General features: G+C 59.7%; 18 protein-coding genes. 6 read left to right on the top strand and 12 right to left on the bottom strand.

The window, feature by feature from the left end; translation table 11 throughout:
- The first annotated feature begins 291 nt into the window (after positions 1-291).
- Positions 292-1,347, top strand: a complete 1,056-nt coding sequence (rsgA, locus tag Q668_RS12460; RefSeq protein ID WP_022989945.1) for a small ribosomal subunit biogenesis GTPase RsgA — start codon at positions 292-294, stop codon at positions 1,345-1,347.
- A 97-nt stretch (positions 1,348-1,444) separates the two neighbouring features.
- Entirely contained in the window at positions 1,445-2,311 is an 867-nt protein-coding gene (gene asd, locus Q668_RS12465; RefSeq protein ID WP_022989946.1) for an archaetidylserine decarboxylase, read from the top strand.
- Positions 2,312-2,325: 14 nt separating this feature from the next.
- Here asd and epmA read toward each other — a convergent pair whose 3' ends face one another.
- Both epmA and efp read right to left on the bottom strand, forming a co-directional pair.
- Complete coding sequence (epmA, locus tag Q668_RS12470; protein ID WP_022989947.1) at positions 2,326-3,294, bottom strand: EF-P lysine aminoacylase EpmA; 969 nt, start codon at positions 3,292-3,294, stop codon at positions 2,326-2,328.
- 9 nt (positions 3,295-3,303) lie between these two features.
- The gene (gene efp, locus Q668_RS12475) at positions 3,304-3,879 is read right to left on the bottom strand and encodes an elongation factor P (protein ID WP_022989948.1); all 576 of its coding nucleotides are present in this window, start codon (positions 3,877-3,879) and stop codon (positions 3,304-3,306) included.
- 102 nt (positions 3,880-3,981) lie between these two features.
- On the opposite strand from efp, the gene epmB reads away from it, so the two are divergent.
- The 3 genes from epmB to Q668_RS12490 all read left to right on the top strand — a co-directional run bounded on the left by epmB (position 3,982) and on the right by Q668_RS12490 (position 9,195).
- Entirely contained in the window at positions 3,982-5,022 is a 1,041-nt protein-coding gene (epmB, locus tag Q668_RS12480) for an EF-P beta-lysylation protein EpmB (protein WP_022989949.1), read from the top strand.
- 174 nt (positions 5,023-5,196) lie between these two features.
- A complete protein-coding gene (locus tag Q668_RS12485) occupies positions 5,197-7,002 on the top strand; it encodes a hypothetical protein (RefSeq protein WP_022989950.1) in 1,806 nt (601 codons plus the stop codon).
- Between the two features lie 108 nt (positions 7,003-7,110).
- Positions 7,111-9,195 (top strand): EAL domain-containing protein, encoded by a 2,085-nt coding sequence (locus tag Q668_RS12490; RefSeq protein WP_022989951.1) that lies wholly within the window; start codon positions 7,111-7,113, stop codon positions 9,193-9,195.
- A gap of 59 nt (positions 9,196-9,254) precedes the next feature.
- On the opposite strand, the gene serB is transcribed toward Q668_RS12490, so the two are convergent.
- Positions 9,255-10,487: a phosphoserine phosphatase SerB gene (serB, locus tag Q668_RS12495; RefSeq protein ID WP_022989952.1), complete on the bottom strand. Its 1,233-nt coding sequence runs from the start codon at positions 10,485-10,487 to the stop codon at positions 9,255-9,257.
- The gene (parC, locus tag Q668_RS12500; RefSeq protein WP_022989953.1) at positions 10,480-12,792 is read right to left on the bottom strand and encodes a DNA topoisomerase IV subunit A; all 2,313 of its coding nucleotides are present in this window, start codon (positions 12,790-12,792) and stop codon (positions 10,480-10,482) included. The genes serB and parC overlap by 8 nt, the downstream gene beginning before the upstream one ends.
- 219 nt (positions 12,793-13,011) lie before the next feature.
- Here parC and Q668_RS12505 point away from each other — a divergent pair, with 219 nt between their 5' ends.
- On the top strand, positions 13,012-13,248 hold the full coding sequence (locus Q668_RS12505; RefSeq protein ID WP_022989954.1) for a hypothetical protein: 237 nt from the start codon (positions 13,012-13,014) through the stop codon (positions 13,246-13,248).
- Between the two features lie 69 nt (positions 13,249-13,317).
- On the opposite strand, the gene Q668_RS12510 is transcribed toward Q668_RS12505, so the two are convergent.
- From Q668_RS12510 to Q668_RS12545, 8 genes are all read right to left on the bottom strand, one after another.
- The gene (locus Q668_RS12510; protein ID WP_022989955.1) at positions 13,318-13,899 is read right to left on the bottom strand and encodes a YceI family protein; all 582 of its coding nucleotides are present in this window, start codon (positions 13,897-13,899) and stop codon (positions 13,318-13,320) included.
- A gap of 53 nt (positions 13,900-13,952) precedes the next feature.
- The gene (locus Q668_RS12515) at positions 13,953-14,501 is read right to left on the bottom strand and encodes a cytochrome b (protein ID WP_022989956.1); all 549 of its coding nucleotides are present in this window, start codon (positions 14,499-14,501) and stop codon (positions 13,953-13,955) included.
- A gap of 336 nt (positions 14,502-14,837) precedes the next feature.
- Positions 14,838-16,604 (bottom strand): SLC13 family permease, encoded by a 1,767-nt coding sequence (locus Q668_RS12520; protein ID WP_022989957.1) that lies wholly within the window; start codon positions 16,602-16,604, stop codon positions 14,838-14,840.
- A gap of 96 nt (positions 16,605-16,700) precedes the next feature.
- Complete coding sequence (gene parE / locus Q668_RS12525) at positions 16,701-18,596, bottom strand: DNA topoisomerase IV subunit B (protein WP_022989958.1); 1,896 nt, start codon at positions 18,594-18,596, stop codon at positions 16,701-16,703.
- Between the two features lie 100 nt (positions 18,597-18,696).
- Positions 18,697-19,194, bottom strand: coding sequence for a protease complex subunit PrcB family protein (locus Q668_RS12530; RefSeq protein ID WP_022989959.1), 498 nt, complete (start codon positions 19,192-19,194; stop codon positions 18,697-18,699).
- Entirely contained in the window at positions 19,191-21,752 is a 2,562-nt protein-coding gene (locus tag Q668_RS12535) for a S8 family serine peptidase (protein ID WP_052009717.1), read from the bottom strand. Before Q668_RS12535 ends, Q668_RS12530 begins: the two co-directional genes overlap by 4 nt.
- Positions 21,753-21,934: 182 nt before the next feature.
- Positions 21,935-23,986, bottom strand: a complete 2,052-nt coding sequence (locus Q668_RS12540; protein WP_036219945.1) for a TRAP transporter large permease subunit — start codon at positions 23,984-23,986, stop codon at positions 21,935-21,937.
- A 15-nt stretch (positions 23,987-24,001) separates the two neighbouring features.
- Positions 24,002-25,012 (bottom strand): putative solute-binding protein, encoded by a 1,011-nt coding sequence (locus Q668_RS12545; protein WP_022989962.1) that lies wholly within the window; start codon positions 25,010-25,012, stop codon positions 24,002-24,004.
- Positions 25,013-25,064: the final 52 nt, after the last annotated feature.

Here is a 25,064-nt window from a genome sequence, read left to right on the forward strand (position 1 = left end):
CGTCATGGCTGGTTTTGTCTCCTGCTTTTTTGCTTTGGGAGGAGCGGCAGGGCCGGGCTACGGCTTCCATAACACGCTCCTTGCGGCACATCCATGTGGCGCTTCTGCTCCGCCATCCATGGCTCCGCAAATTTTCGGAACACCGACCCACACCCGCTCGTCACACTTGGCACCTGCACCAAAGCCAGAATCCCCGATAATAAGGAGCCGAGGCAAGCACCAAAACTCTGCCTATTGTCCATGATTCACGTATCATGTGTCACACCACTTCCCCGGAACATTTGAGAGCCGATGGCCAAGAGAAAACTGAACAAACGCCAGCAGTGGCGCATCGAGAAAATCCAGAAAGAACGCACCGAGCGCATGGCCCGTAAGGAAAAAGCCGTGGAGGCTCAGGCCGAGGCCGGGGAATTGGGGCCGGAGCAGGAAGGGTTGGTGATTGCCCACTACGGGCAGCAACTGGATATCGAGGCGCTGGAAGGTGAAGACACCGGGCAGGTGTTCCGGTGTTTTGTCCGGGCCAATATCGACAGCCTGGTAACCGGCGACCGGGTGGTCTGGCGGCCCGGGAAGAGTGAAACCGGGGTGATTGTGGCCCGGTGCGAGCGGGATAACCTGCTGCAGCGGCCGGATAATTTCGGGGCGCTGAAGCCGGTGGCGGCGAATATTGACCATATTATCCTGGTGATCGCCCCCGAGCCCGAGCCCCATGACAACCTGATTGACCGCTACCTGGTGGCTTCGGAAAGCACCGATATTCCGGCGGTGATTCTGCTGAACAAGACCGACCTGATTAACGATCGTAACCGGGAGCAGATCGAAACCCTGCTGGCCCGCTACGAAGCCCTGGGTTACCAGGTTGAACGCACGTCGGCTGCGGCCTGCGAGGGCGAAGCGGCGCCAGAAGTCGAGGCGCTGGTGCGGGGCAAGACCAGTGTGTTTGTGGGGCAGTCCGGTGTGGGCAAGTCGTCGATCATCCAGACCCTGCTGCCGGATGAACTGTTGCGGGTGGGCGCGGTCTCAGAGAGTACCGGTAAAGGTGTGCACACCACCACGACCGCCAAGCTGTTTCACCTGCCCGGCGGCGGTGACCTGATTGATTCTCCGGGTATCCGGGAGTTTGGCTTGTGGCATATGACACCCCAGGAGCTGGAGTACGGGTTCCGGGAAATCCGGCCACTGATCGGCCTGTGCAAGTTCCGTAACTGCCGGCACATGGGTGATCCGGGCTGCGCCCTGGAGAGGGCGGCTGCGGAGGGGGAGATTTCCACTGAGCGACTGAAGAGTTTCCACCGGATTCTGCAAGACATGGCCGAACAACAGGCCCGCGGCCTTAAGCTGCCCTGACCGTGACCTCAACACCCCTTATGGCACGAATTCATTTCTATTCGGCGGCTGCGTTTTGCTAAACTTCGCCGCTTTCCCGAGGTAAGAGACTTTCCGGATGCTTGATAAACTGTTTGTCCTGAGCCAGTACGTAACGCCGCAACTGGCGGTTTCCCGCCTGGCTGGCCGTTTTGCCGACAGCGACAAATCACCCGCATTTAAAAACCGCTTCACCCGCTGGTTTATCAATCGCTATGGCGTGGATATGAGCGAGGCGGCCGAGTCCAACCCCGAGGCCTACGCCACCTTCAACGAGTTTTTTACCCGGGCCCTGAAGCCCGGCATCCGGCCGGTCGCAGAAGCTGCCGATACCTTTGTCAGCCCGGTAGACGGCGCCATCAGCCAGATCGGCCAGGTCGGCGACGACCGGGTGTTCCAGGCTAAGGGCCAGTCTTTCAGCCTGACCGAACTGCTCGGTGGTGACGAGGAACGGGCAAAGCCTTTTGCCGAAGGTGAGTTCTCCACCATTTACCTGTCACCGAAGGACTACCACCGGGTGCACATGCCGCTGGCCGGCACTCTTCGGGAAATGGTCTACGTGCCGGGCAAGCTGTTCTCCGTTAACCCGGTAACCGCGGAAAATGTACCCAACCTGTTCGCCCGCAACGAGCGGGTGGCCTGCATCTTTGATACCGAAGCCGGCCCCATGGCACTGGTTCTGGTCGGCGCAATGATTGTCGGTAGTGTAGAAACCACCTGGGGCGGTGTGATTGCACCCAACCCCCATAAGGTATCCCACTGGCAGTATCAGGGCGACGAGGCCGTCAGCTTCGAGAAAGGCGAGGAAATGGGTCGGTTCCGGCTGGGCTCTACCGTGGTGCTGGTGATGCCCAGGGGTTCCATGAAGTGGAAGCCAAACCAGGTGCCCGGCAAAACCGTGCGCATGGGCGAAGCCTTCGGCACCTTGCGCGCCTCAAAAGCCTGACCAGGGCGGCGGGCTCAGGCCCGCTCGACCGGAAATGCCAGCACCTCTTCGATGCTGGCTGCTCCCACCTTCAGCATTAACAACCGATCCAGGCCCAGCGCAACCCCGGAAGACTCCGGCAAGCCGGCATCCAGCGCGTCAAGAAACGCCTGGTCGACCGCCATTTCCGATTTTCCTGCCGCCCGGCGCTGTCGGTTATCCGCCTCGAATCGTTGCAGCTGTTCCTGCGGGTCGGTCAATTCCCAGTAGCCGTTACACAGCTCCAGGCCATTGATATAGAGCTCGAACCGGTGGGCAACGGCAAAGCCGTCGTCATCGGATACCCTGGCCAGGGCTGCCTGCGAGGCCGGATAACGGGTAAGGAATACCGGGGCATCTACGCCCAGCTTCGGCTCCACCACAAAGCTCATCACCAGGTCCAGGCAGGCATCCCGCCCCATGCCGGCCAGCTGCTCCGGCTCCAGCCATTGTTCGCAATAGCGGGCCAGGTCCCGATCGCTGACTTTCATCGGGTCAAAACCGGCATAGGCCTGCACCGCATCCCGGTAGGCAAGCACCAGGGGGCGCTTGCAACCGAGCCAGCCGCAGACCAGGTCCGCCACCTCGGCCATCAGCTGCCGGTCGTCAAAACCTTCCCGATACCACTCCAGCATCGAGAATTCCGGGTTGTGGCGGCGCCCTCGCTCGCCATTCCGGAACACCCGGGCAACCTGGAAAATAGAGCCGGAGCCGGCCGCCAGCAGCCGTTTCATATGGTATTCGGGGGAAGTCTGCAGCCAGCCGGACGTGATGCCGGGCGCATTGACCGAAGCCGGGATGCCGTCCAGGTTCACATCGGTTACGCCATGGCGGCCAAGCACCGGGGTTTCCACCTCCAGCACCTGCCGTTGTGCAAAAAAGCCGCGCACGTATGCCAGTAGCTGTGCACGGCTTTTCAGAACACCCCGCGAGGCAGTGGGCTGCCAGACAGGTTTGTCAGTCATGGGCAGGGATCAGCTGCTCTTGACGCGGTTCACGTATTCACCGGAGCGGGTGTCTACTTTCAGCACCTCACCAATGGTGATGAACAGGGGCACGTTCACCACGGCGCCGGTAGACAGGGTTGCCGGCTTGGAGCCACCCTGGGCTGTGTCGCCCTTCATGCCCGGATCGGTATCAACCACTTCCAGTTCCACAAAGTTAGGCGGCGTAACAGACAGCGGCGCGCCGTTGTACAGGGTCACCGTGTATACGTCCTGCTCTTTCAGCCATTTCACGGTATCGCCTACCGCCTTGGCATCGGCAGCGAACTGCTCGAAGGAGCCGTCAGTCAGCATGAAATGCCAGAACTCCCCGTCGGTATACAGGTATTCCATGTCCTGCTCGACTACGTCGGCCGCTTCCAGGGATTCGCCGGACTTGAACGTACGTTCCCAGACCCGGTTGGTCATCAGGTTGCGCAGTTTTACACGGTTGAATGCCTGGCCCTTGCCCGGCTTGACGAATTCGTTCTCAAGCATGATACAAGGGTCGCCATCCAGCAAAACCTTGAGACCGCTACGAAATTCGTTGGTAGAATATGAAGCCATGAAATGTCCACCTGACAGACTGTCGTTAAATTTTCAAAGGTCGCTATGATACAGCGAACCCCCTCCCCTATAGAAGCCCATGATTTGACAGAAGCCCGTGATTTGACCCAACCCGCATCCCGCACACAGAACATTGCCCCGAAGCAGGATTCCGGCTCCTCGTGGCAGCAGATCCTGAGCCAGTCTGTCACCCGGCCGGAACAGCTGCTGGAGCGCCTCGGGTTACCGGTCGAGCGCTGGCTGGACGGTGCACAGGCAGGGCATAAGCTGTTCCCGATACGGGTTCCGGAACCCTTTATCGGACGCATGCAGCCGGGCAACCCGGACGACCCGTTGCTGCGGCAGGTACTGCCTCTGCTGGAAGAAACCGCCGAGCAACCGGGCTTCGTTCGCGACCCGCTGCAGGAAGACAACGCCATCCAGACCACCGGGCTGATCCGGAAATACCGCAGCCGCGCCCTGCTGATGGTGACCGGCCAGTGCGCGATCAACTGCCGCTACTGCTTCCGCCGCCACTTCCCCTATGGCTCCCAGAAGATTGGCCCGGATGACCGCCGGCAAGTTATCGACACCCTGCATCAAAGCCCCGAGATCAACGAAATCATCTTCAGTGGTGGCGACCCCCTGGCCGTCAACGACCAGCTGCTGGCCAGCTGGGCACAACAACTGGATACCGTACCGCACCTGCGCCGGCTGAGAATCCACTCAAGGCTGCCGGTGGTGATCCCTCAACGGGTCAACGACCAGCTGCTGGACTGGCTGTCGAACACACGACTGCAAACCGTGCTGGTGGTGCATATCAACCATCCGGCAGAAATCGATGACGCCACCCGGGAGGCCTTCCGGAAACTGAAAGCCGCCGGCGTCACCCTGCTCAACCAGAGCGTTATTCTGCGTGGCGTGAACGATTCGGCCGCAACCCTGGCGCAGCTGAGCGAATCCCTGTTCGAGGCCGGCGTACTGCCCTATTACCTGCACGCCTTCGACCCGGTGGCCGGTGCCCACCATTTCGATGTCAGTGATGCCAGGGCTGCAACACTGGTGCGGGAACTCATGGAGCAACTCCCGGGATTCCTGGTGCCCAAGCTGGTTCGGGAGCTGCCCGGAGAGGCCAGCAAGACCCCGATTCCTGTCGGAGTTTGAGACCTGTCGCATAAGTTGGCGCACCGTAACTTGTAAAACATTGTCAACTCGTGCTTTTCTCGCTTTTTGTTGCCGCTTTGCTATCTTAGAGTTCATGACCGACTAACAATAACGGCCTGTATTTGTGGCAATTTCAGCCCGAATACGATGCTGCCCAGACATTGGCGTGAGAACATGGAAGGCACGATACTCAAACCAGAGCTCAAGGTTCCCGAGCAGAAAACAGCAAGCCTGTCGTTTTGCGATACAACGCCGAAGGCATTCCGGGCCTGGGTCGACCAGCTGCCGATGGCCAATATTGGCGAATCATCGCGGCAGCTTTACCACGCCATTATCGAGCTCAACCACCTGTTTCTGACACCCCAGATGCGCATCCAGTACCTGGAGGCTATCCGCGGCAGCATCCACTTCGTGTGCAACGAGCTTTCGCGCCACTTCCTGGGCCTGGCCGTCGCCATGCCGGAAAAACAGCGCAAGATTGCCAACCTGACCCAGGCCCTTCAGCTGCACCTGGCTTCCGGCTATAAGCTCTGCCTGCTGGAATACCTGGATAACGGTGGCCTGGATAAGAACCGCAAACACATTGCCATCGCCATCCATCGGGCGATTTCCGAACTGGCGGCCACCATTGTCCGTTCGCACCAGCTCTACTGCCCCAGCCCGGCCCACAGCTGGCTTGAATGTCACCGGCTGTACCGCTTTGCCTGCCGAAACAAGCTGGCAGACCACGATGTGGAAGACGACACCCTGAGCGCAAGCCGGGGCAGCACCGTGGCCGACAGCTATATACGCATCCTGTTACTCGGATGCGCGCGCCCGAACCAGCTGCGGCAATCCGAGCTGACCCAGATCTACGAGTTGTTCGAAGGCTGGACAAAATACTGCCAATGTGGCCCTGATGTCGGCCCTGACAGCCTGTTCGTGGTCAATATGGAGCGGGACAGCGCTCCGGTCTACCGTAGCCTGCTGGAAGGCAAGGCAGGCGACAACGGATTCGGTTTCGACACCCAGGAACTGTCCGGCTATCTGTCCGAAACCCTCGATGCCCGCAGATCCCACAGCAAGGCCCAGACCCGCCTGGAAGTTCCCGGCCGGGTCAGCGATACCTTGCTCACCCACCTGAGCCAGGCGCTCGGCATTATTGCCAAGCGTAACTTTAACCGTATCGCCAGCCAGGGCACCCTGGAAATCTCTGTTGGCCTGTCGGCCACCCATTACTTTGTTGCGGGCGAGAAGAGCTTTGCGGAGTTCCTGGATGGCAACGACAACGGCCACCACCAGGACAACCGTTTTATCCGCAATGCCAACCGCAAAGCCGATGCCTGGTCTGAAGCCCACGATGCCGGCCCACACGACGACCGGCTACACTCGGTTGACACCCCGATCACCTTCCGCGGCAGCACCCATGCGCTTACCGAACATCACGACCGCAACCTGCCCAAGTCCCACCACGCGCTGCTGGTGAACACGAGCCCCGGCGGTTACTGCGTGGCCTGGGAGAACAACGTACCCAAAACCCTGCAAGCCGGAGAAGTTCTCGGGGTTCGGGAGCAAAGCAGCCACCCCTGGAGCATTGCGGTGGTTCGCTGGTTGCGGCAAGTACGCAACCAGGGCACCCAGATTGGCATTGAATTGCTGGCCCCCAGCGCAGCCCCCTGCGCCATCCGGCTGATCCAGAAAATGGGCAACAGCAGTGAATACCTCCGGGGTTTGTTGTTACCGGAAATCAGTGCGGTGAACCACGCAGCCACCCTGATTACGCCCCGGCTTCCATTCCAGACCGGCAGCCGTATTTCACTGATGCACGATGGCCGGGAAGACCACGGCCAACTGCTGAAGAAAGTCTCCTCTACCGGCAGCATCAGCCAGTTCGAGCTGAAACTGCGCAGCCCGGAAATACTCCCCGGAGACAACCAGAATCCGCCGTCTGCACCAGGTAGCCGGGAAGACGAATTCGACTCCCTCTGGCCGTCCCTGTAACGGGACACCTGCCACAACCGGGGCGCTTCAGGGTTGTTATTGGTCGCCAACCCCTGCATCATTCAGGCATTAACGTATGTCTACCTTTCCTGATGCAGAGCCCTCGGAATGCAGAAAAAAACCGCGACCGTACACCTTCTGATTCTGGATCCCTCCCAGAACGATGCAGAATCCATGGTCAGCTTGCTGCGCAACTCCGGCAAAGCGACCAGGGCGCACAGAATCACATCCGAAGAAGACCTCGAAGACGCCCTGAAAAACTCCAACTGGGATCTGCTCCTGGCCCGGGACCTGGTGCAGGAGTTCGGCCCGGATGATGCCTTGGCTACCATCAAACGGATGGACAAGGACATTCCCTTTGTTCTGCTGACTGAAGAATACGATCGCGAGCGTACCGTCAACATCATCCGGGCCGGCGCCCAGGATGCAGTACCCTTTGAATACAAAGACTTGCTGGTTCTGGTCGCCAAGCGTGAGCTTGCCGCACTGGAAGACCGGCGCCGGCGCCGAACCCTCGAGTCCCACCTGCGCGAAGCCGAGCAACGTTGCCAGCTGCTGCTGGAGAGCTCCAAGGATGCCATTGCCTACATTAACGACGGCATGCACATCTACGCCAACCAGTCGTACATGGAATTCCTCGGCTACGACGATATCGACGACCTGATTTGCATCCCGGTCCTGGATACCCTGACGCCGGAGAGCCAGGAGCGGTACAAGGAATTCATGAAAGCCTTTGCCGAAGAACGCAAAGACGGCATGACCATGAACTGCACCGCCCGTCGCAGCGACGACCAGGAGCTGGCCGTTACCATGTCGGTCTCTGCCGCCACCTACGACGGCGAAGCCTGCACCCAGATTGTGCTGCAACCGGAACACAGCGATGCCGAGCTGGAAGAGAAACTGAAGCAGATCAGCAGCCAGGACCTGCTCACCGGCCTGTACAACCGCCAGTACCTGATGGACGAACTGGCCCGCACCATCGCCGAAGCCGGCAAGAACAACGAGACCGGAGCCCTTGCCTACATTGCCCTGGACAACTTCCAGAGCATCAAACACCAGATTGGCATCGCCGGCACAGACCTGTTACTGGGCGATGTTGCCGCACTGCTCAAAGACAACACCGGCCAAGGCATTACCCTGGCCCGGCTCAGCGACGACGCCTTCTGCATGATGTGCATGCCCTGTGACGAGAAAGGCATGGCCATGCTGTGCGAGGGCGTTCGCAAGGCGGTGGATGATCACCTGTTCGACATCAATGGCCGTACCGTGCCGCTAACGGTATCCATTGGTGTTGCCGCCATTACGGAGAACTCCCCGAAGGCTGAAGAACTGATCGGGCGTGCCCATGTCGCTTCCGGCGATGTAAAGAAACTGGAAGGCCACGAGCGCGGTAACGGCGTCAAGGTATACAACCCCGCGGACTACGAAACCACTGAAGAATCCAATTCCGCCGATGCGATTCTCAAGGCCATGGACGATGGCCGGTTCCGGGTAATGTACCAGCCGATCATGAACCTGCGTGGCGAGGGCGACGAGCACTACGAAGTCACCGTGCTGATGCTGGACAAAGACAATAACGAAGTCTCGCCCTTCGACAAGCTTCCGCCGGTCGGCCGTGACGACGCCGCCACCAGGATTGACCGCTGGATGATCCTGCAGACCATCAAGCAACTGGCCAGCCATCGCGCCAGCGGCCACGATACCCGGCTGTTCCTTAACCTGTCGGCTGAAACCGTTCAGGACAAGACCTTTACGCCCTGGCTGAGTGTTGCCCTGAAAGCCGCACGGCTGCCCGGTGATGCCTTGATATTCCAGTTCCGTGAAGGCGACGCCAATAACTTCATGAAGCAGGCCAAGGAGTTCACCAAGGCCGCGCACCAGTTGCACAGCAAGGTGTCCATTTCCCAGTTCGGATGTGCGCTCGATCCGTACAACACCCTGAAGCACATCGATGCCGATTACGTGCGGCTTGACGGCTCGTTCGTGGAAGAAGTCGGCAAGGGCGACGCCGGCAAGGAACAACTGAAAGCCCTGGTGAAGGGCCTGCAGAGTGCCGGCAAGATCACCATCATCCCGGATGTGCAGCATGCCAACGTGCTGGCCCTGCTGTACCAGGCCGGGGTCAACTTTATCCAGGGCAACTACCTGCAGGCACCGTCTCCGTCCATGAACTACGATTTCGGGGCAGGCTGACCGGTCAACAAGTGCCAGAAAAACAAAGGGCGAGGTGTGATACCTCGCCCTTTGTAGTTTCAGCGGTCGGGATTCTGCAAAAACAGGTTGGTTTCGCTTTCCCGGAAACCGATCAGGTAGAGAATGGCATCCAGCCCCAGGGTCGAGATGGAATGCCGTGCCGACTCTTTAACCAGCGGCTTGGCCCGGAACGCCACACCCAGGCCAGCCTGGCTGAGCATCGGAAGGTCGTTGGCACCATCGCCCACGGCAATCACCTGCTCCCGGGAGATATGCTCCTTACCGGCAATCTCCAGCAACAATTCGGCCTTGCGCTTGCCATCCACAATCTGGCCTTTTACCTGGCCCGTCACCTTACCGTCGACAATCTCCAGCTCGTTGGCATAGATGTAATCGATGCCCAGCTTCTGCTGCAGGTGGCGGGCAAAGTAGGTGAAGCCGCCAGATAGAATCGCCGTGCGGTAGCCCAGCGCCTTCAGGCTGCGGATCAGGTGCTCCGCGCCCTCGGTCATACGCAGGCGATTAGCGATACCCTCCAGAACGGATTCATCGAGGCCTTTCAGCAGCGCCAGGCGCTCGGCAAAGCTCTGGCTGAAATCCAGCTCGCCCTGCATGGCCCGCTCGGTGATCTCGGCCACCTGCTCGCCGACACCAGCCTCACGGGCCAGCTCGTCGATCACTTCCGCCTCGATCAGGGTGGAATCCATATCAAACACCACCAGGCGGCGATTACGCCGGAAGATTGAATCTTCCTGGAACGCGATATCCACATTCATCTCGCCGGCAATGTGCAGAAAATCGGCACGAAGCTGTTCAAGATCCGAGGGCGTTCCCCTTACCGAGAACTCGACGCAGGCAATGCGGTTTTCCGAGGTATTCAGTGATGGCCGTGCCGACAGGCGAGTAATATTGTCGATATTCAGGCCATGGCGAGCCGTAATCGCCGATACCCGGGCAATCTGCTCCGCCTTGATGTCGCGGGACAGCAGGGTCACGATGTAACAGGCACGGTTGCGGCCTTCCGCCCAGGCCTGGTACTCCTCGACCGTGATTGGCGCGAAGCGCACCTGCAGATCCAGCGAGTGCAGGCGGAACAAGAGGTCCCGGATCACCGGAGACGACTTGGATTCGTCCGGAATTTCGATCAGGATACCCCAGGTCAGGTGATCGTGGATCACCGCCTGGCCGATGTCCAGGATGCGCACATCATACTGGCCCATGATGCCGGTGATTTCCGACGTCAGCCCGGGCTTGTCGCGCCCGGATACGTTTACCAGTACCAGCTCACTCACTGTCTGTGCTCTCCCCTTCCTGTTCCTGTGCTTCTTCCTGCGCCCGGGATGCCGACGGAATCACCTCGATACCGTCTACCCGCTGCAGGCCCCTGGGCAGCTTGTGGCCGCGACGCCCACGCTCTCCAAGGTAATGCTCCAGGTCGCTGAACTTAAGGCCCAGCTTGCGCTTACCCGCCTTCACTTCAATCTGGTCTTCCTCGCCGAACACAGCAACCGCAACCACGTACTCTTCGCGGCCCTGTACCCGGGCCGAGGGAATGCTGATAATTTTATTACCCTTACCCTTGGCCAGTTCCGGCAGCTCAGTGAGCGGGAACACCAGCATCCGGCCCTCGTTGGAAACCGCCGCTAGATACAGGGTGGACGCGGTTTCCGGGATTACGACCGGAGGCATGATCCGCGCCCCCTTCGGCACCGAGACCACCGCCTTGCCGGCGCGGTTCTTGCTGACCATGTCGTTCAGTGACGTCACAAAGCCGTAACCGCCATCGGTCACCAGCAACGCCTTACGTTCAGGATTACCCATCAGCAAACCAGAGAAGGTGGCGCCGGACGGCGGGTTGATGCGGCCGGTCAAAGGCTCACCCTGCCCTCGGGCAGAGGGCAGGCTATGAGCCATCAGGGCATAGGCCCGGCCGGTGGAGTCCAGGAAGATGGCATGCTGGTTGTTGCGGCCCCGGGCAGCCAGGGCAAAGCGGTCGCCAGACTTGTAGCTCAGGCCAGCCGGATCGATATCATGGCCCTTGGCGGCCCGCACCCAGCCTTTGTCAGACAGCACAACGGTAACCGGGTCGTTGGATACCAGGTCGGTTTCACTGAAGGCCCGGGCCTCTTCCCGCTCAACGATCGGTGAACGGCGATCATCACCGAAGGTTTCAGAATCCTGCTTCAGCTCGGTCTTGATCAGTTCCCGCAAACGGTCTTCCGAGCCCAGAATGGACTGCAGCTCGTCGCGCTCGGCGGCCAGCTCGTCCTGTTCGCCACGGATCTTCATTTCCTCGAGCTTGGCCAGGTGGCGCAGTTTCAGCTCGAGGATGGCTTCGGCCTGGTCCGCCGACAGCCCGAAACGGGCCATCAACTCGGCCTTCGGCTTGTCTTCGGTACGGATAATCTCGATCACTTCATCGATATTCAGATAGGCGATCAGCAAGCCTTCCAGAATGTGCAGGCGCGCCAGGACCTTATCCAGGCGATGCTGCAGGCGGCGGGTGACGGTGGTTTTCCGGAACGCCAGCCATTCGGTCAGCATGGTGCGCAGGCCTTTCACTCCGGGGCGGCCGTCGTTGCCGATCACATTGATGTTCACCCGGTAGGTTTTCTCAAGGTCTGTGCTGGCAAACAGGTGGGCCATCAGGCCGTCCAGGTCTACCCGGTTGGAACGCGGTACAATCACCAGGCGGGTGGGATTTTCGTGGTCTGACTCGTCCCGAAGGTCTGCCACCATGGGCAGCTTCTTGGTTTGCATCTGCTGGGCAATCTGCTCCAGCACCCGGTTACCGGAAACCTGGTGCGGCAGGTCGGTAATGACTACCTCTCCGCTCTCGCGAACCCAGCGGGCGCGCATGCGCAGCGAACCGCGGCCAGTTTCGTACATCTGCCGCAGGTCTTTGCGCGGGGTAATGATTTCGGCACGGGTCGGGAAATCCGGGCCCTTGATGTGTTCACACAGCTGGTCAACGGTGGCATCCGGCTCATCCAGCAGGCGGATACAGGCAGCTGTCACTTCCCGCACGTTGTGGGGCGGAATGTCGGTCGCCATACCCACGGCAATGCCGGTAGTGCCGTTCAGCAGCACATGGGGCAGGCGTGCCGGCAGTACCGAAGGTTCTTCCATGGTGCCATCAAAGTTAGGCGTCCAGTCCACGGTGCCCTGCCCCAGCTCCCCCAGCAGCACATCGGCGAAGGGCGCCAGGCGGGACTCGGTATAACGCATGGCGGCAAAGGACTTGGGATCATCCGGGGAACCCCAGTTACCCTGGCCGTCTACCAGCGGATAGCGGTAGGAAAACGGCTGGGCCATCAGCACCATGGCTTCATAACAGGCGCTGTCGCCATGGGGATGGAACTTACCCAACACGTCACCCACGGTACGGGCGGACTTCTTGTACTTGGAGGTGGACTTCAGGCCCAGCTCCGACATGGCATATACAATCCGGCGCTGTACCGGCTTGAGCCCGTCACCCACGTTGGGCAATGCCCGGTCGAGGATGACGTACATGGAATAGTCCAGATAGGCCTTCTCGGTATAATCCCTGAGGGAGACCCGCTCGAAACCTTCATCCGTTGTCTGAAACTCTGGCATAGATGCCTCTTTGCCTTAACTGCCTGTTTTGAAATGTGGTTGTGGTGCTAACCTCTGTGCCCGCCGTGTGCTTCGGGCAATGTCGGCACATTATATGGACGCCAGCCCGGATACACCAATTTCCAATAGCGGAATTCCCGCATGGAGAGTCTGTAAGGTGCGCCGTATTCTCGCCACAGTGAGTAGAAAGCCGTCTTATCTTTAACCAAGCGGAAACCTATGAAACCCAATCTGAAAGCCTGCGGGCACGCCATGGTCACGGCCCTGGTCAACGCCGTTCTGGCGGTTGTCCTGATGCTACTGGTGGAGTTTGCTATCAGTGGCACCTTCCAGGTACCCGAGCCCTATCTATGGGCGGGTTTCGTTATCTGGATCGTGGTTTTTTCGGGGCAGTTCTGGCGGCAGCGTTACTTGTGCCGGTCTGCAGAACACACAGGAAACGCCCAGGAAAGCTGAGCGGTGTTCAGGAAAGGAAATAGCTGAAAAGGCGGCCCGGGGTTATTCCCGAGCCGCCTTTTTTCGTACTTACTGACGAATACCTTCTACAGAAATCTCGATTTTCACCGTCTCTGAGGCCTTGCCCAGATCCATCGGAATACCGAAATCTTTCAGTTTCAGCTCGGTTTCAGCCTCGAAACCCATGCGGTAACCGCCCCAGGGATCCTGGCCGTGGCCCAGCAGCTCGGTATCCAGGGTCACTTCACGGGTTACGCCGCGCAGGGTCAGGTCGCCGATAATGTCTGCCTCGCCTTCTTCATCCAGCACTACGCGCTTGCTCTTGAAGGTGGCTTCCGGGAACTCACCCACGTGCAGGAAGTCTTCGCTGCGCAGGTGCTTGTCCCGCTCGGCGTGGTTGGAGTCGACGCTGGAGGTATCGATGGTTACAGATACGGAGCTGTTCTCCGGGTTTTCCGCGTCGTAGGTGAACTCGCCATCGAAGTCGTTAAAGCGGCCATACAGCCAGCTGTAACCCAGGTGAGAAATCTTGAAGGTGACGAACTGGTGCGCGCCCTGGGTATCAAACGCGTAGGTGCCGCTGTGATCATCCGCCTGAACGGTGCCGGCAACGGCCAGTGACAATGCAGATGCCAAGAAAATCTTTTTCATGGTGTTCTCCTGTTACACAGTTTATTTGAGCAATTTCTACAACATTCCGGCAATCAGGCGCGGCCTGACATCCGGCGTAAGGTTTCATCCCGGTCTATAAAGTGGTGTTTCAGCGCGCCCAGGGCGTGTAGTCCCGCCAGGCCGACCAGTGCCCAGGTACTCCAGTAGTGAACGGCACCCGCAGTGTCTTCCATACCCTTCACCCGACCGGTCAGCGACGGCACGTCAAACAAGCCGAAGACACTGATCGATGAACCGTCTGCCGTGGTAATCAGGTAGCCACTGCCCATCGCAACAAACATCAGCACGTACAGCAGGCTATGGGCCACATGGGCCGAGACGACTTCCCAGCGCTTGTGGCTGGCCAGGGGCCTGGGACTGGTGTTTGCAAGCCGCCACAGCAACCGGAAGGCCACCACTGCAAACAGTATCAGCCCGATGCTCCGGTGCAGGTCCGGCCCTTTTCGATACCATTCATCATAGTAGGACAGATCCACCATCCAGAATCCCAGGGCGAACAGCCCAACCACGACAGCCGCTACCAGCCAGTGCAGGACAACGGCCAGCCAGCCATAGTTATGTTCAGAATTCTTCAGCGACATGCCAATGCCCCTCCCGGGCTGAAATCGAGTTCGCAATCTTTAAGCGCTAGTCTAGAGAGCCTCCGACAGTGAACCAACCAGAATGTTTTGCAGTCGAGCATCAGAATTTCTGATCAAGAATCCACAGAGGTTGACATCCACCACTTTTGGCGTATGCGGTTCTACGGATTGTCGAAATTCATGGCGGATATAAAATTTACTCATACTTTAAATCCGCCCCGTCGCGGGGCCTCAGTGACCGAGAGGAAACGACATGGAACTCGACTTCGACGAATCCGTAGTAGTACCCAGCAACAACTGATTTCTGGAAAACCCGGCCAAGGCCGGGTTTTCTTTTTACAGCCCATACACAGTGGCAATTACCGCCACCGTTGTCAGCCCCACCAAAAGGTTCATTGGCAAGCCCACTTTCACAAAGTCGGAAAAGCGATAACCTCCGGGCCCGAAAACCATCATATTGGTCTGATACCCCAAGGGCGTGGCAAAGCTGGCAGAGGCGGCCATCATCACGGCAATCACAAAAGGCTCTGCCGGAACGCCCATGCTGTTGGTCATCGATAGCACAACCGGAATGACCAACACTGCGGCTGCATTATTGGTGATCACTTCCGTCAGAAACGAAACCGCGCAGTAGACCAGAAACAGCGTCAGCAAAGCCTGACCTGTACTGAGCGCCAGAATGCCCTCGGCCATAAAGGTGGCTGCCCCGGTTTCCTCCAGTGCCGCGCCGAGTGCAAATGAAGCGGCAATGGTCAGAATGACCGGCACATCCACCGATTTCTGGGCCTGGCCCACGGTACAGCACCCTGTAAGGATCATCATTGCGGCCCCAAGCAGGGCAGCATTGAGCATACTCAGCACACTACAAGCAGCCAGCCCGACCAATACCAGCAGTATGCCCCAGGACAACCAGGCCCGGTCATGCCGCGGCGTTTCAGTTTCCAGGTCATTAATCAGCAGGAAATCCTTGTTGTAGCGCTGGCGGCTGACAAAGGCCGGGCGCGCCTCCAGCAGCAGCACATCCCCGGGTTTCAGCCGGATATTACCGAGATTGCCCGACACTCTTTCGCCACCCCGCGCAACCGCCAGAACCACGGCACCGTACCGGTCCCGGAACCGGGCATCCCGAATGGTCAGGCCCAGGACATCCGATTGCGGAGACAAGGCTGCCTCGACCAGCCGGCGTTCCGCACGGTCCTGGCTGAGGCTGGGTTCGTCATCGTGCACCGACGGCACAATGCCGTTAATACGCAACAAGTCGGAAATCGCCTGAGTATCACCGGCAAACACCAGCCGGTCGCCCCCACACAGCCGCTCTTCCGACGGGACCGCAGTAACTACGCTGCCACCCCTCTCGATCTCCACCAGGTACAACCGCTCCAGTTCCCGCAAGCCGGCTTCGCCAACGGTTTTCCCCACCAGCGGGCCGTTCAGGGACACAGCAACTTCCAGCGTGAACTCCCTCATGGCCCCAAACTTCTGCTGGTCTTTGCGGTCAGGCAACACCCGCGGCATCAGCAACAACATCACAGACAGGCCAGTGATCGCGACCGGCAAACCCACCGCAGTGATCGAGAATATCGAGAATCCGGCTTCACCTGTCAGCTGCTGGTACTGCCCGTTGACCACCAGGTTAGTACTGGTGCCGATCAGCGTCAGGGTGCCCCCCAGAATGGCCGAGTAACTTAACGGTATCATTAGCTTGGAGGGTGCGATGCCAATCTTCCGTGACCAGGCATGAACGGCGGGGATCATGGTGGCAACCACCGGCGTGTTGTTCAGGAAACTGCTCAACAAGGCGACGGGCAGCGCAATACGGGCCTGGGCGGAACGGACGGATTTGGGGCTGCGCAGGAGGTGGTTCACCAACAGATCAACGCCGCCGGAATGATGAATACCCGCCGCTACCACAAACATGGCGACAACAGTAATCAGACCGCTATTGCTGAACCCGGCCAGTGCCTGGTCAGCCGAGATAATGCCGCTGGCACTGAGCACCACCAAGACCGCCATCATCACCATGTGCGGTGCAAAGCGGCCGGAACTCATCAATAACAGGGCTGCCAGCGCAAGCCCCAGGGAAAACCATCCTTGCCAGTCCATAACTCGGTCTTTTCCGGTTCAAAAACTGGCAGGATAGCGAGGCAGACAAATTCTGAGAAAGAATAACTATCGATTTTTATAGTTTATTAAGGAATATCAAACCGCCACGTCAGCCATATTGCCGTAGGCTTCCAGCCAGGCCCGGCGGTCTGAAGCCCGCTTCTTGCCCAGCAGCATGTCCATACGCTCGTCGGTGTCATCACCGTCTTCCAGGGTCAGCATCACCAGGCGGCGGGTATCCGGGGCCATGGTGGTTTCCCGCAACTGAAGCGGGTTCATCTCACCCAGGCCCTTGAAGCGGGTTACCTGAAGCTTGCCCCGGCGCTTCTCGGCTTCCAGCCGGTCAATAATGCCCTGCTTCTCGTGCTCGTCCAGGGCATAGAAGGTTTCCTTACCCAGATCCACCCGATACAACGGCGGCATGGCGACAAACACATGGCCGGCGGAGACCAGCGGCCGGAAGTGCTTCACGAACAGCGCACACAGCAGGGTGGCAATGTGCAGGCCGTCGGAGTCGGCATCGGCCAGGATGCACACCTTGTTGTAGCGCAGGCCGGTCAGGTCGTCAGAACCGGGGTCTACCCCGATGGCAACGGCAATGTCGTGGACCTCCTGGGACGCGAGGATTTCACCGGAATCCACCTCCCAGGTATTCAGGATCTTACCCCGTAGCGGCATGACCGCCTGGAACTCCCGGTCCCGGGCCTGCTTTGCAGAACCACCAGCCGAGTCCCCTTCCACCAGGAACAGCTCGGAGCGGTTGGTGTCCGAGCCGGAACAGTCGGCCAGCTTGCCGGGCAGCGCCGGGCCGGAGGTGACTTTCTTACGGGCTACTTTCTTGCTGGCCCGCAGACGGCGCTGGGCATTGCTGATAAACAGCTCGGCCAGTACCTCGGCGATGTCGGTATGCTGGTTCAGCCACAGGCTAAAGGCATCCTTGACCACGCCAGACACGAACGCCGCCGCTTCGCGGGACGACAAACGCTCCTTGGTCTGGCCGGAGAACTGGGGTTCCTGCATCTTGAACGAGAGCACATAGGCCACCCGCTCCCAGATATCTTCCGGTGACAGCTTAACGCCCCGGGGCAGCAAGCTGCGGAACTCGCAGAATTCCCGCATGGCTTCGAGCAGGCCGGTACGCAGGCCGTTTACGTGGGTGCCGCCCTGGGCGGTAGGAATCAGGTTTACGTAGCTTTCCATCACCGCGTCGCCGCCTTCCGGCAACCACTGGATGGCCCAGTCTACGGCTTCTTTGTTACCGGAGAAGCTGCCGGTAAACGGTTCCAGCGGGACCGCTTCGATATCCGCCAGGGCCGTGCGCAGATAATCCCGCAGACCGTCCTCGTAGAACCACTCGTCTTTTTCGCCGGTCTTTTCCTGCAGGAAGGTCACCCGAAGGCCCGGGCACAGTACGGCCTTGGCGCGCAGGTTATGGCGCAGGCGGCTGACCGAGAAATTGGGGCTGTCGAAGTATTTCGGATCCGGCGTGAACTTCAGGCGGGTACCGGTGTTGCGCTTGCCAACGGTGTCGACCACTTCCAGCTCGGAAGCTTTATCGCCGTTGGCGAAGGTCATCCGGTGCAGCTGGCCGTCACGCTTGATCAGCACTTCCAGGTGGGTAGACAGGGCATTCACAACCGAGACACCCACACCGTGCAAACCACCGGAGAAGTTGTAGTTACCTTCAGAGAACTTGCCGCCGGCGTGCAGGCGGGTCAGGATCAGTTCGACCCCGGGCACGCCCTGTTCTTTGTGAATATCGACGGGCATCCCCCGGCCGTCGTCTTCCACGCTCAGGGAATTGTCACTGTGAAGAACTACGTCGATTCTGCGGGCATGCCCGGCCAGTGCCTCATCCACACTGTTGTCGATCACTTCCTGAGCCAGGTGGTTGGGCCTTGAGGTGTCGGTGTACATGCCCGGGCGCTTGCGCACCGGGTCCAGGCCACTGAGGACTTCAATAGCGTCGGCGTTATATTGTTGCTGGCTCATAGGGACGGCATGACTCCGCAATTGGTCGTGAAAGCTGAGCCATAGCTTAGGGATTCACGCTGAAAGATCAACGGTTGTTTTGTGCCGGTGCCGGACCGCGTCACTTTCCAGCGGTTTTGACGATGGGCTGAGGCGTAAGGCCAGACACTTCCAGCCTTTGCCAGTGGTCGCCCTTCACCGCCAGCACCACACAAGGTGAAGTAATCACCTGCGCCACCATCATATCCGGTGCCGGTGAATTCACCTGCATGGCCAGTTTCAGTACCGGCTCCTGCCACTGGAAATCCTGCAGGCCGACACTGTAGCCGGCCGTAGGTTTCTGCCCCAGAGTCACGATAATGAGCTGCTCTGACGCCAGGTCCACCTGCCGGATTACGCCGGTGGCCATATTCTGGCCACTGACACCCAACAGCTTCTCCAGCGCTTCCGGCGAGCTGACCGGCGCCACACCGGGACCGGTCAGGCCGCAATGGGCCGACTGGGTAACCTGCCGCACCTGCGGCGCAGGCTGGGCTTCCTTGGGGGCATTGGCACTACAGGCCGCCAGCAGCGTGGCAGCGAGTACTGCGGTTGCAGGTTTAAGGGGAAATCGGTTCATTGCGTCATCCTGATTCGATTGTCGGCTGGGCCAGTTTGTGTCTCCGGAGTCCTCAGCTGATACCCCTGAAAACCGGGCCGGGGCAGTATATCCGGTGAAGCCGCAGAAATCGTGGGCCGGGAGAAACCGGTGGTCAGGCGGATATCCGAGAGGCTTTGGCCTTCCTCGATGGTAATCACCTCCCGCAAGCCGGTAATCGGATATTCGGCGCAGGCCTCGCCCGGCTGGCAGATGATTCCGTCACCATCCAGGTCACTGCCAGCTACAAGATAGTAGTCTCCCGGGCGCACCTCGCGAAGCTGCTGCGGCTCTTCGCCATCGTCGTTCTCGAAGCGGAACGAATAGACGCCGTTTTCCGCATCCAGGGTCACCTGGGACTCGGCCATATACAGGTTATCTTCATTGGGCTCGGTGTTAACCAGCAGCACAAAGTGCCGGCCGGCGTTTCGGGCCTGTTCGTCGCTGACCAGCTGGCCGATGACCGGGATGGACAGCGGATCTGCACTGGCACCGTCTACCTGGTAGTTCACCACGATAGAGCCCCGGGCCGGTTCATCCGGCGTGAGCTGATCTTTGAGCAACGTTACCTGCAGTGCGCATGGCGGCGCGGACTGGCACCCGGTGACGTCTATCCAGGCCGGCCTGTCACCCAGCGACAGGTTGGAAACATTACCATCGCCGAAAACGCTGAGCTCAACCGATACGCTCTGCTCGCCCTCGTTACTGAGTGACACCAGGGCCGGCGATGCCGAAAGAATGGTATCCGCAAAGCCGGTACCGGCCGCAGAAACTGCCCGGGCAGCATCCAGTACACCCCAGCCCAGGGTGTCATTCCGGCGTGCCTGGCCATCCGTCATCTGTCCGCCCTGAAGCCAAACGCGCACCTTGTCATAGTTCATGTCCGGGTCACGAGCCTTCATCAGCGCCAGTACGCCCGCCACATGGGGCGAGGCCATAGACGTACCCTGCAGCCCCCGGTAACCCGCAATGGAAACACCTCCGTCCCGCTCACCACTGGTACTCCAGACCACGTCACCGGCACCGTCGAGGTTGCCATCGCGGCTGGCATCACCACCGGGGGCTGCCAGGTCAATCCAGCTGCCAAAATTGGAGTAGCCAGCCAGCTGGCCTCCACCGTCCACGGCACTGACAGCGAGCACGTTGGGAGATGCGGCCGGATAGGACAAAGTTGACGTAGCTGCGTTGCCTGCAGCGGCCACGAAAACCATTCCTTTGTCGACTCCCCTGGCAATCGCGTCTTCCAGGTCTTGAATTCTGGGCAAACCGCCCAGGCTCATATTGACCACGTCTGCATAGGGCTGGCCGCCGCTCCCGGCCACCAGCCAGTTGATGGCCGCAATCAGGTCTGCAGATGAGCCTGTGCCCCCCTCACCCAGCACCCGTACCGGAACCAGCCCCGCTCCGTAAGCTACGCCGCCACTGCCGGCATCATTCACCACGGCTGCAACCGTGCCGGCTACGTGGGTACCGTGGAACACATCGCCGCCAACGCTGCTGCCCGGGTCTGCAGGAATCGTATCGCCATCAACAAAGTCGTAAGCGGGCCGTGACTGCACATTGCTGTCCAGGTCTGGATGCCATGCGCCGGTAGGCAGCCTCAATAATCCGCTATCCAGCACCGCCACGTTCACACCAGTGCCACCGCCGGGCGCCAGCTGCCAGGCCGCAGGCCCGTTGATCAGGTCATAATGCCACTGCCGGGTGTACAGCGGTTCAGACACCGGCGTACCGGTTTGCTGGCTGGAAACCACGTAGTTAGGCGTAGCCGACAGCACACCGGGCGTCGCCCGCAACTCCCGGATCCAGTTCAGTGTATCGTCGGCCACTGGCCCGGCCTGTGCACTGCGAACCCGGTTGCCGGGCATGGTCATCAGCCATTTACCCGCTCCCAGGCCACGAGCCTTTTCAGCGGCAGGTGTCGCCATGGCAGCTCGGACAGTGTCATCGTCGGCCAGGGCAACAACGGCTTCGCCTTCAATAAAGCGATAGCGGGGCCAGTCAAACGCCATCCCTTCGGCGCCAAAAGCGACTGACTTGGCCAGTATGTAGCGGGCGGGCGCATTCCCGGCGTTGCGCACCGTTACGCGGTATTCCGTGCTATCGCCGGCTGTGAGGGTATAACGGGCCGGGCCAGCGTTGACAGAGGCTGGCAGCGGGCCGGCACCTTCAACCTGCAACTCGAGCTCCGGGTCAGCCAGGCAGCTGCCAAAACTTTCCAGAACGAGGGTCTCCCCCGCCGCCAGGGGCACCGAGTACTCGTCCACCGCATCCTCGGCATAGGCGAAAGGCTGGCACTGGGCAGAGGCGGAAGGATAGGTCCCTGCCGCTCCGCTGACATAGCCGGCCAGCACAAAGCTGGCAGGCAGAGCCTGTATGCCGGTTGCAGCTTGTGCGCCCTCAAGCCCCAGCTGGTCCATCGTATCCTGGTCAACCCGGCTGTTGGCTTCAATACTGATCACGCCGGACAGCGGCGAAGGCGGCAAAGCAGGCACCGACGAACTGGAGCCTCCGCCACCACAGCCGGCCAACACCGCCATCCCTGACACCAGAACCATAGATCGACTTAGATATTTCACGGGGCATGTTTTCCGTTATCAACAGGTTTACCGGTTATACGGCCAATCTTCCCTGACCGACCTTTACAGGCATATTGCACCAGCCTGATCGTAAAAAAACCCGCGAGAGCAGAGCTTCGCGGGTTTTGTTTATGCTACTGCGCTTATAAAGCGTAGAAAAGCATGGGCACAAACGCCACCAGTAACAGCGTGGGTACCATTACCGCCAGCGGCAACAACAGGCGCTGATAACGATGCCAGAAGGAACCGGTGCGCTCGGCAGCCAGCACTTCGGTTTCGCCAACCACTTGCCGGGTCAGCAGGTGGTTGAGGGCCACGGGCGGGCTCAGATAACCCAGCTCGAACGCCACCAGGCACACAATCCAGAAGTGCAGCGGGTCGATACCAATCTGGATGGCCGGCTGGGCAATGGTGGCCGATACCAGGATAACGGCACCGAACGGGTCCATCACCATGCCGATCACGGTCAGCATCAGCACGATCACCATCATGGCCAACCAGGGGCTGGTCAGGCTTTCGGGGAACAGGGCGTGTACGATATCGGAACGCTCCAGAATACCACCCAGGCAGATCGAGAAACCGATCAGGGCCAGCAAGGCGCCGATATGCACGGCCGAATCACTGGCAGCAGAGCTGCTGCGATCGAAGAACGCCTGGGTTCTGGACTGGCCGGTTTCCTGGCCTGCCTTGCCGGCATCCAGCATCACCACAGCCAGCATCACCAGCGGCAGAATCAGTGGCGCACTGTATTCATTGAACTGAAGCCCGAGCACAACCCAGATGACCAGGATCACAGCTGCTGCTGTCAGGGCATAGGGAATCAGGGGGCCAAGCTCACGCACGGCTGCACGAACGGCACCCGGGGCCGGCCGCGGTTTCCAGTTACCTTCGGTCTTGCAGACGATGAAGGAGAACAGGGAAGCCGACATAATGAACACCCAGAAGCCCCAGCCATACATCTCGGTGGTGGTGACTTCCTTGTTCAGGGCCGCTACCACCACGATCAGCAAGCAAGGATTCAGCACCACACCCAGGCTGCCGGACATCGCCGTGGTCGCCAGCGACAGCTGCCGGCCTGCACCGGCGCGACGCAGCTCGTCGTACACTACCCCGCCAACAGCCAGGATGAAGATACCGGAGGCGCCGGTGAAGGCCGTCGGGAAAGCGGTGGCGAAGATAATCACCGAGGCCAGCATGGGTGCAGGCAGGTTGAACGGCTTGAGCACATTCAGCAACAGCTCCGGCACCCGGGTCTGCTTGAGCATCATGCCCACCAGCACATACAGGCCGATGTTGATGAACATGGACGACAGGTTCGACATCATGCCGAAGTAAATCGCCAGGCCTGAGCTGTAGCCGTCGACAAAGAAGAAGTAGCTCATGGCGATCAGGCCCATGGTGCAGTACAGCGGCACCACCAGCCCCGAGGACATGGCAAGGGAGCCTGCTTTCATGCGCTCCGGCACAAACAGGAACCGGATGGCGTTGATCACCATGAACAGCCCGAACACCAGCGACCAGGCATATTGCAGAATTATGGTGTCACCGGCCCCCGGGGATGCCTGCAGTCGCCCGACGTAGGCACTGAGCGACAGCAGCATCAGCCCGTTCACCACAAACTGGGAACCCTGGCTCAGGCGCCATTCCGCCCGGTTTCTCGGCAAGCGCAAGGCAATGTGGTCCGCATCCAGCGCCGAGATGGCCGCAGCCATGGCAAACATGCCAATGAACAGGAACTTTGTCAGGTCGATGTTCTTGAGCAGAAAGTCTGCCAGCCCCTGCTCGATATCCTTGAACACACCCAACGCCCAGGTGGCATGCTTCTGGTTTTCAGCGAACTGCAGGTGACGCTGCTCACACAGGGCCAGGTTGCTTTGCAGGGACTTACGTATGGCCTCGGGGTTAGGCGGAGAGCTGAACAGATCGTCCGGGTCCGGCTTGTAGGCGGCTACCCGGCGCTGCACTTCCTTGTCGATATCAACAGACAGGTTGCAGGTAGGCTCGGTTGCATCCGGGTTAAGCAGGTAATAGTTGGGCCATACCTGCTCGCCTATCCACAAAAGCCTGGAATGGAGCGAGTTGCCCATTCCCAGCGCCAGGGTCGCCAGAAGTAACAGCAGCAGGATTACCCCGTGCAGCCTGTGCACGGGGTAGAGCGTCCTTGCGCCGGTAGCGGTCATCGCTCGCCAGTTCATCGTCAGTGTCTCCGATTATTCCCGGTTAGCCGCGGTGCACTCGGAAGCACCCGGATTGCTGGCACAACGGATCTTGCTCAGCAGGCTCATCATTTTCGGGTGATAGACACTCGGTGCGTTGTTCACACCGTCACGCATCTCCAGGCGGTTCTCGCGGAACATTTCCTGGTAGCCGGTGATGTCTTTCTCGGGAATACGAATCCACTGCTCGTCCGGAATACCCTCTTCCTGGCCCTGGATCAGGTTCATGGCCTGCGGGTACATACCCCAGGCAACATCACGGGCTTTCTGGGCGGTGTCGTCGTCCAGCACTTCATCACGGGCAACAATCTGGATGGTCAGCTGGGCCAGCGGGTAATCCACAATGCCGCCCTTGTCGCCAATCCCCTTGTACAGCTCCAGCGCCTCGTAGGCGAAGGCCGGGGCGTAGGCTGCATCAACCGAGCCGTTGTTAAACTTACCGGCAAAGTTGGTGAAATCGGAGGGCACCACGGTGGCCTTCACGTAGTTCACCATGTGGATGGCGTCTTTCTGGTAGTCCAGGGTCGCCATGCGCTTACCGGCCAGTTCACCGGCGGTGTCGATGCTGCGGTCGTTCACGAACAGGTAACCGGCGCCGGCCGGCACAATACCCAGAACTTCATAGCCGCCGTCTTTCATCAGCGGCGCCGCCTTGGCCTGGGCCAGGGTGGCCAGCAGGGTTTTCAGGTCATCGTAGGTGGGGATGGCACCCACGGCACTGATGCTACCGGTGAACTTGTTGAACGGACGGATACGGATATCGGTAGCCGCTACCGCATCACACTGGCCGGCATTGAAGTCGCCTACGGCCACGCCTTCATCGGTGTAAGGCTTGAGCTCGAAGTCCACACCGTGGGCTTTCATTTCCAGTGCGTAGTCTTTCACCAGGTTGTAAACGTCACCGTTGGCGCCGATGACATCGAACACGCACATGGAGACGGTCTGGGCTGAAGCCAGCGGTGCGGCCACAGCAAGGGACAAAGCGGCAAGGGATTTGCGGATCATGACGACCTCCGGGTCATTCTTGTATTTGTGGTTAAGGTTTTCTTGCCGGACG

This window comes from Marinobacter sp. ES-1 (genome assembly GCF_000475255.1).
GTDB lineage: Bacteria > Pseudomonadota > Gammaproteobacteria > Pseudomonadales > Oleiphilaceae > Marinobacter > Marinobacter vinifirmus.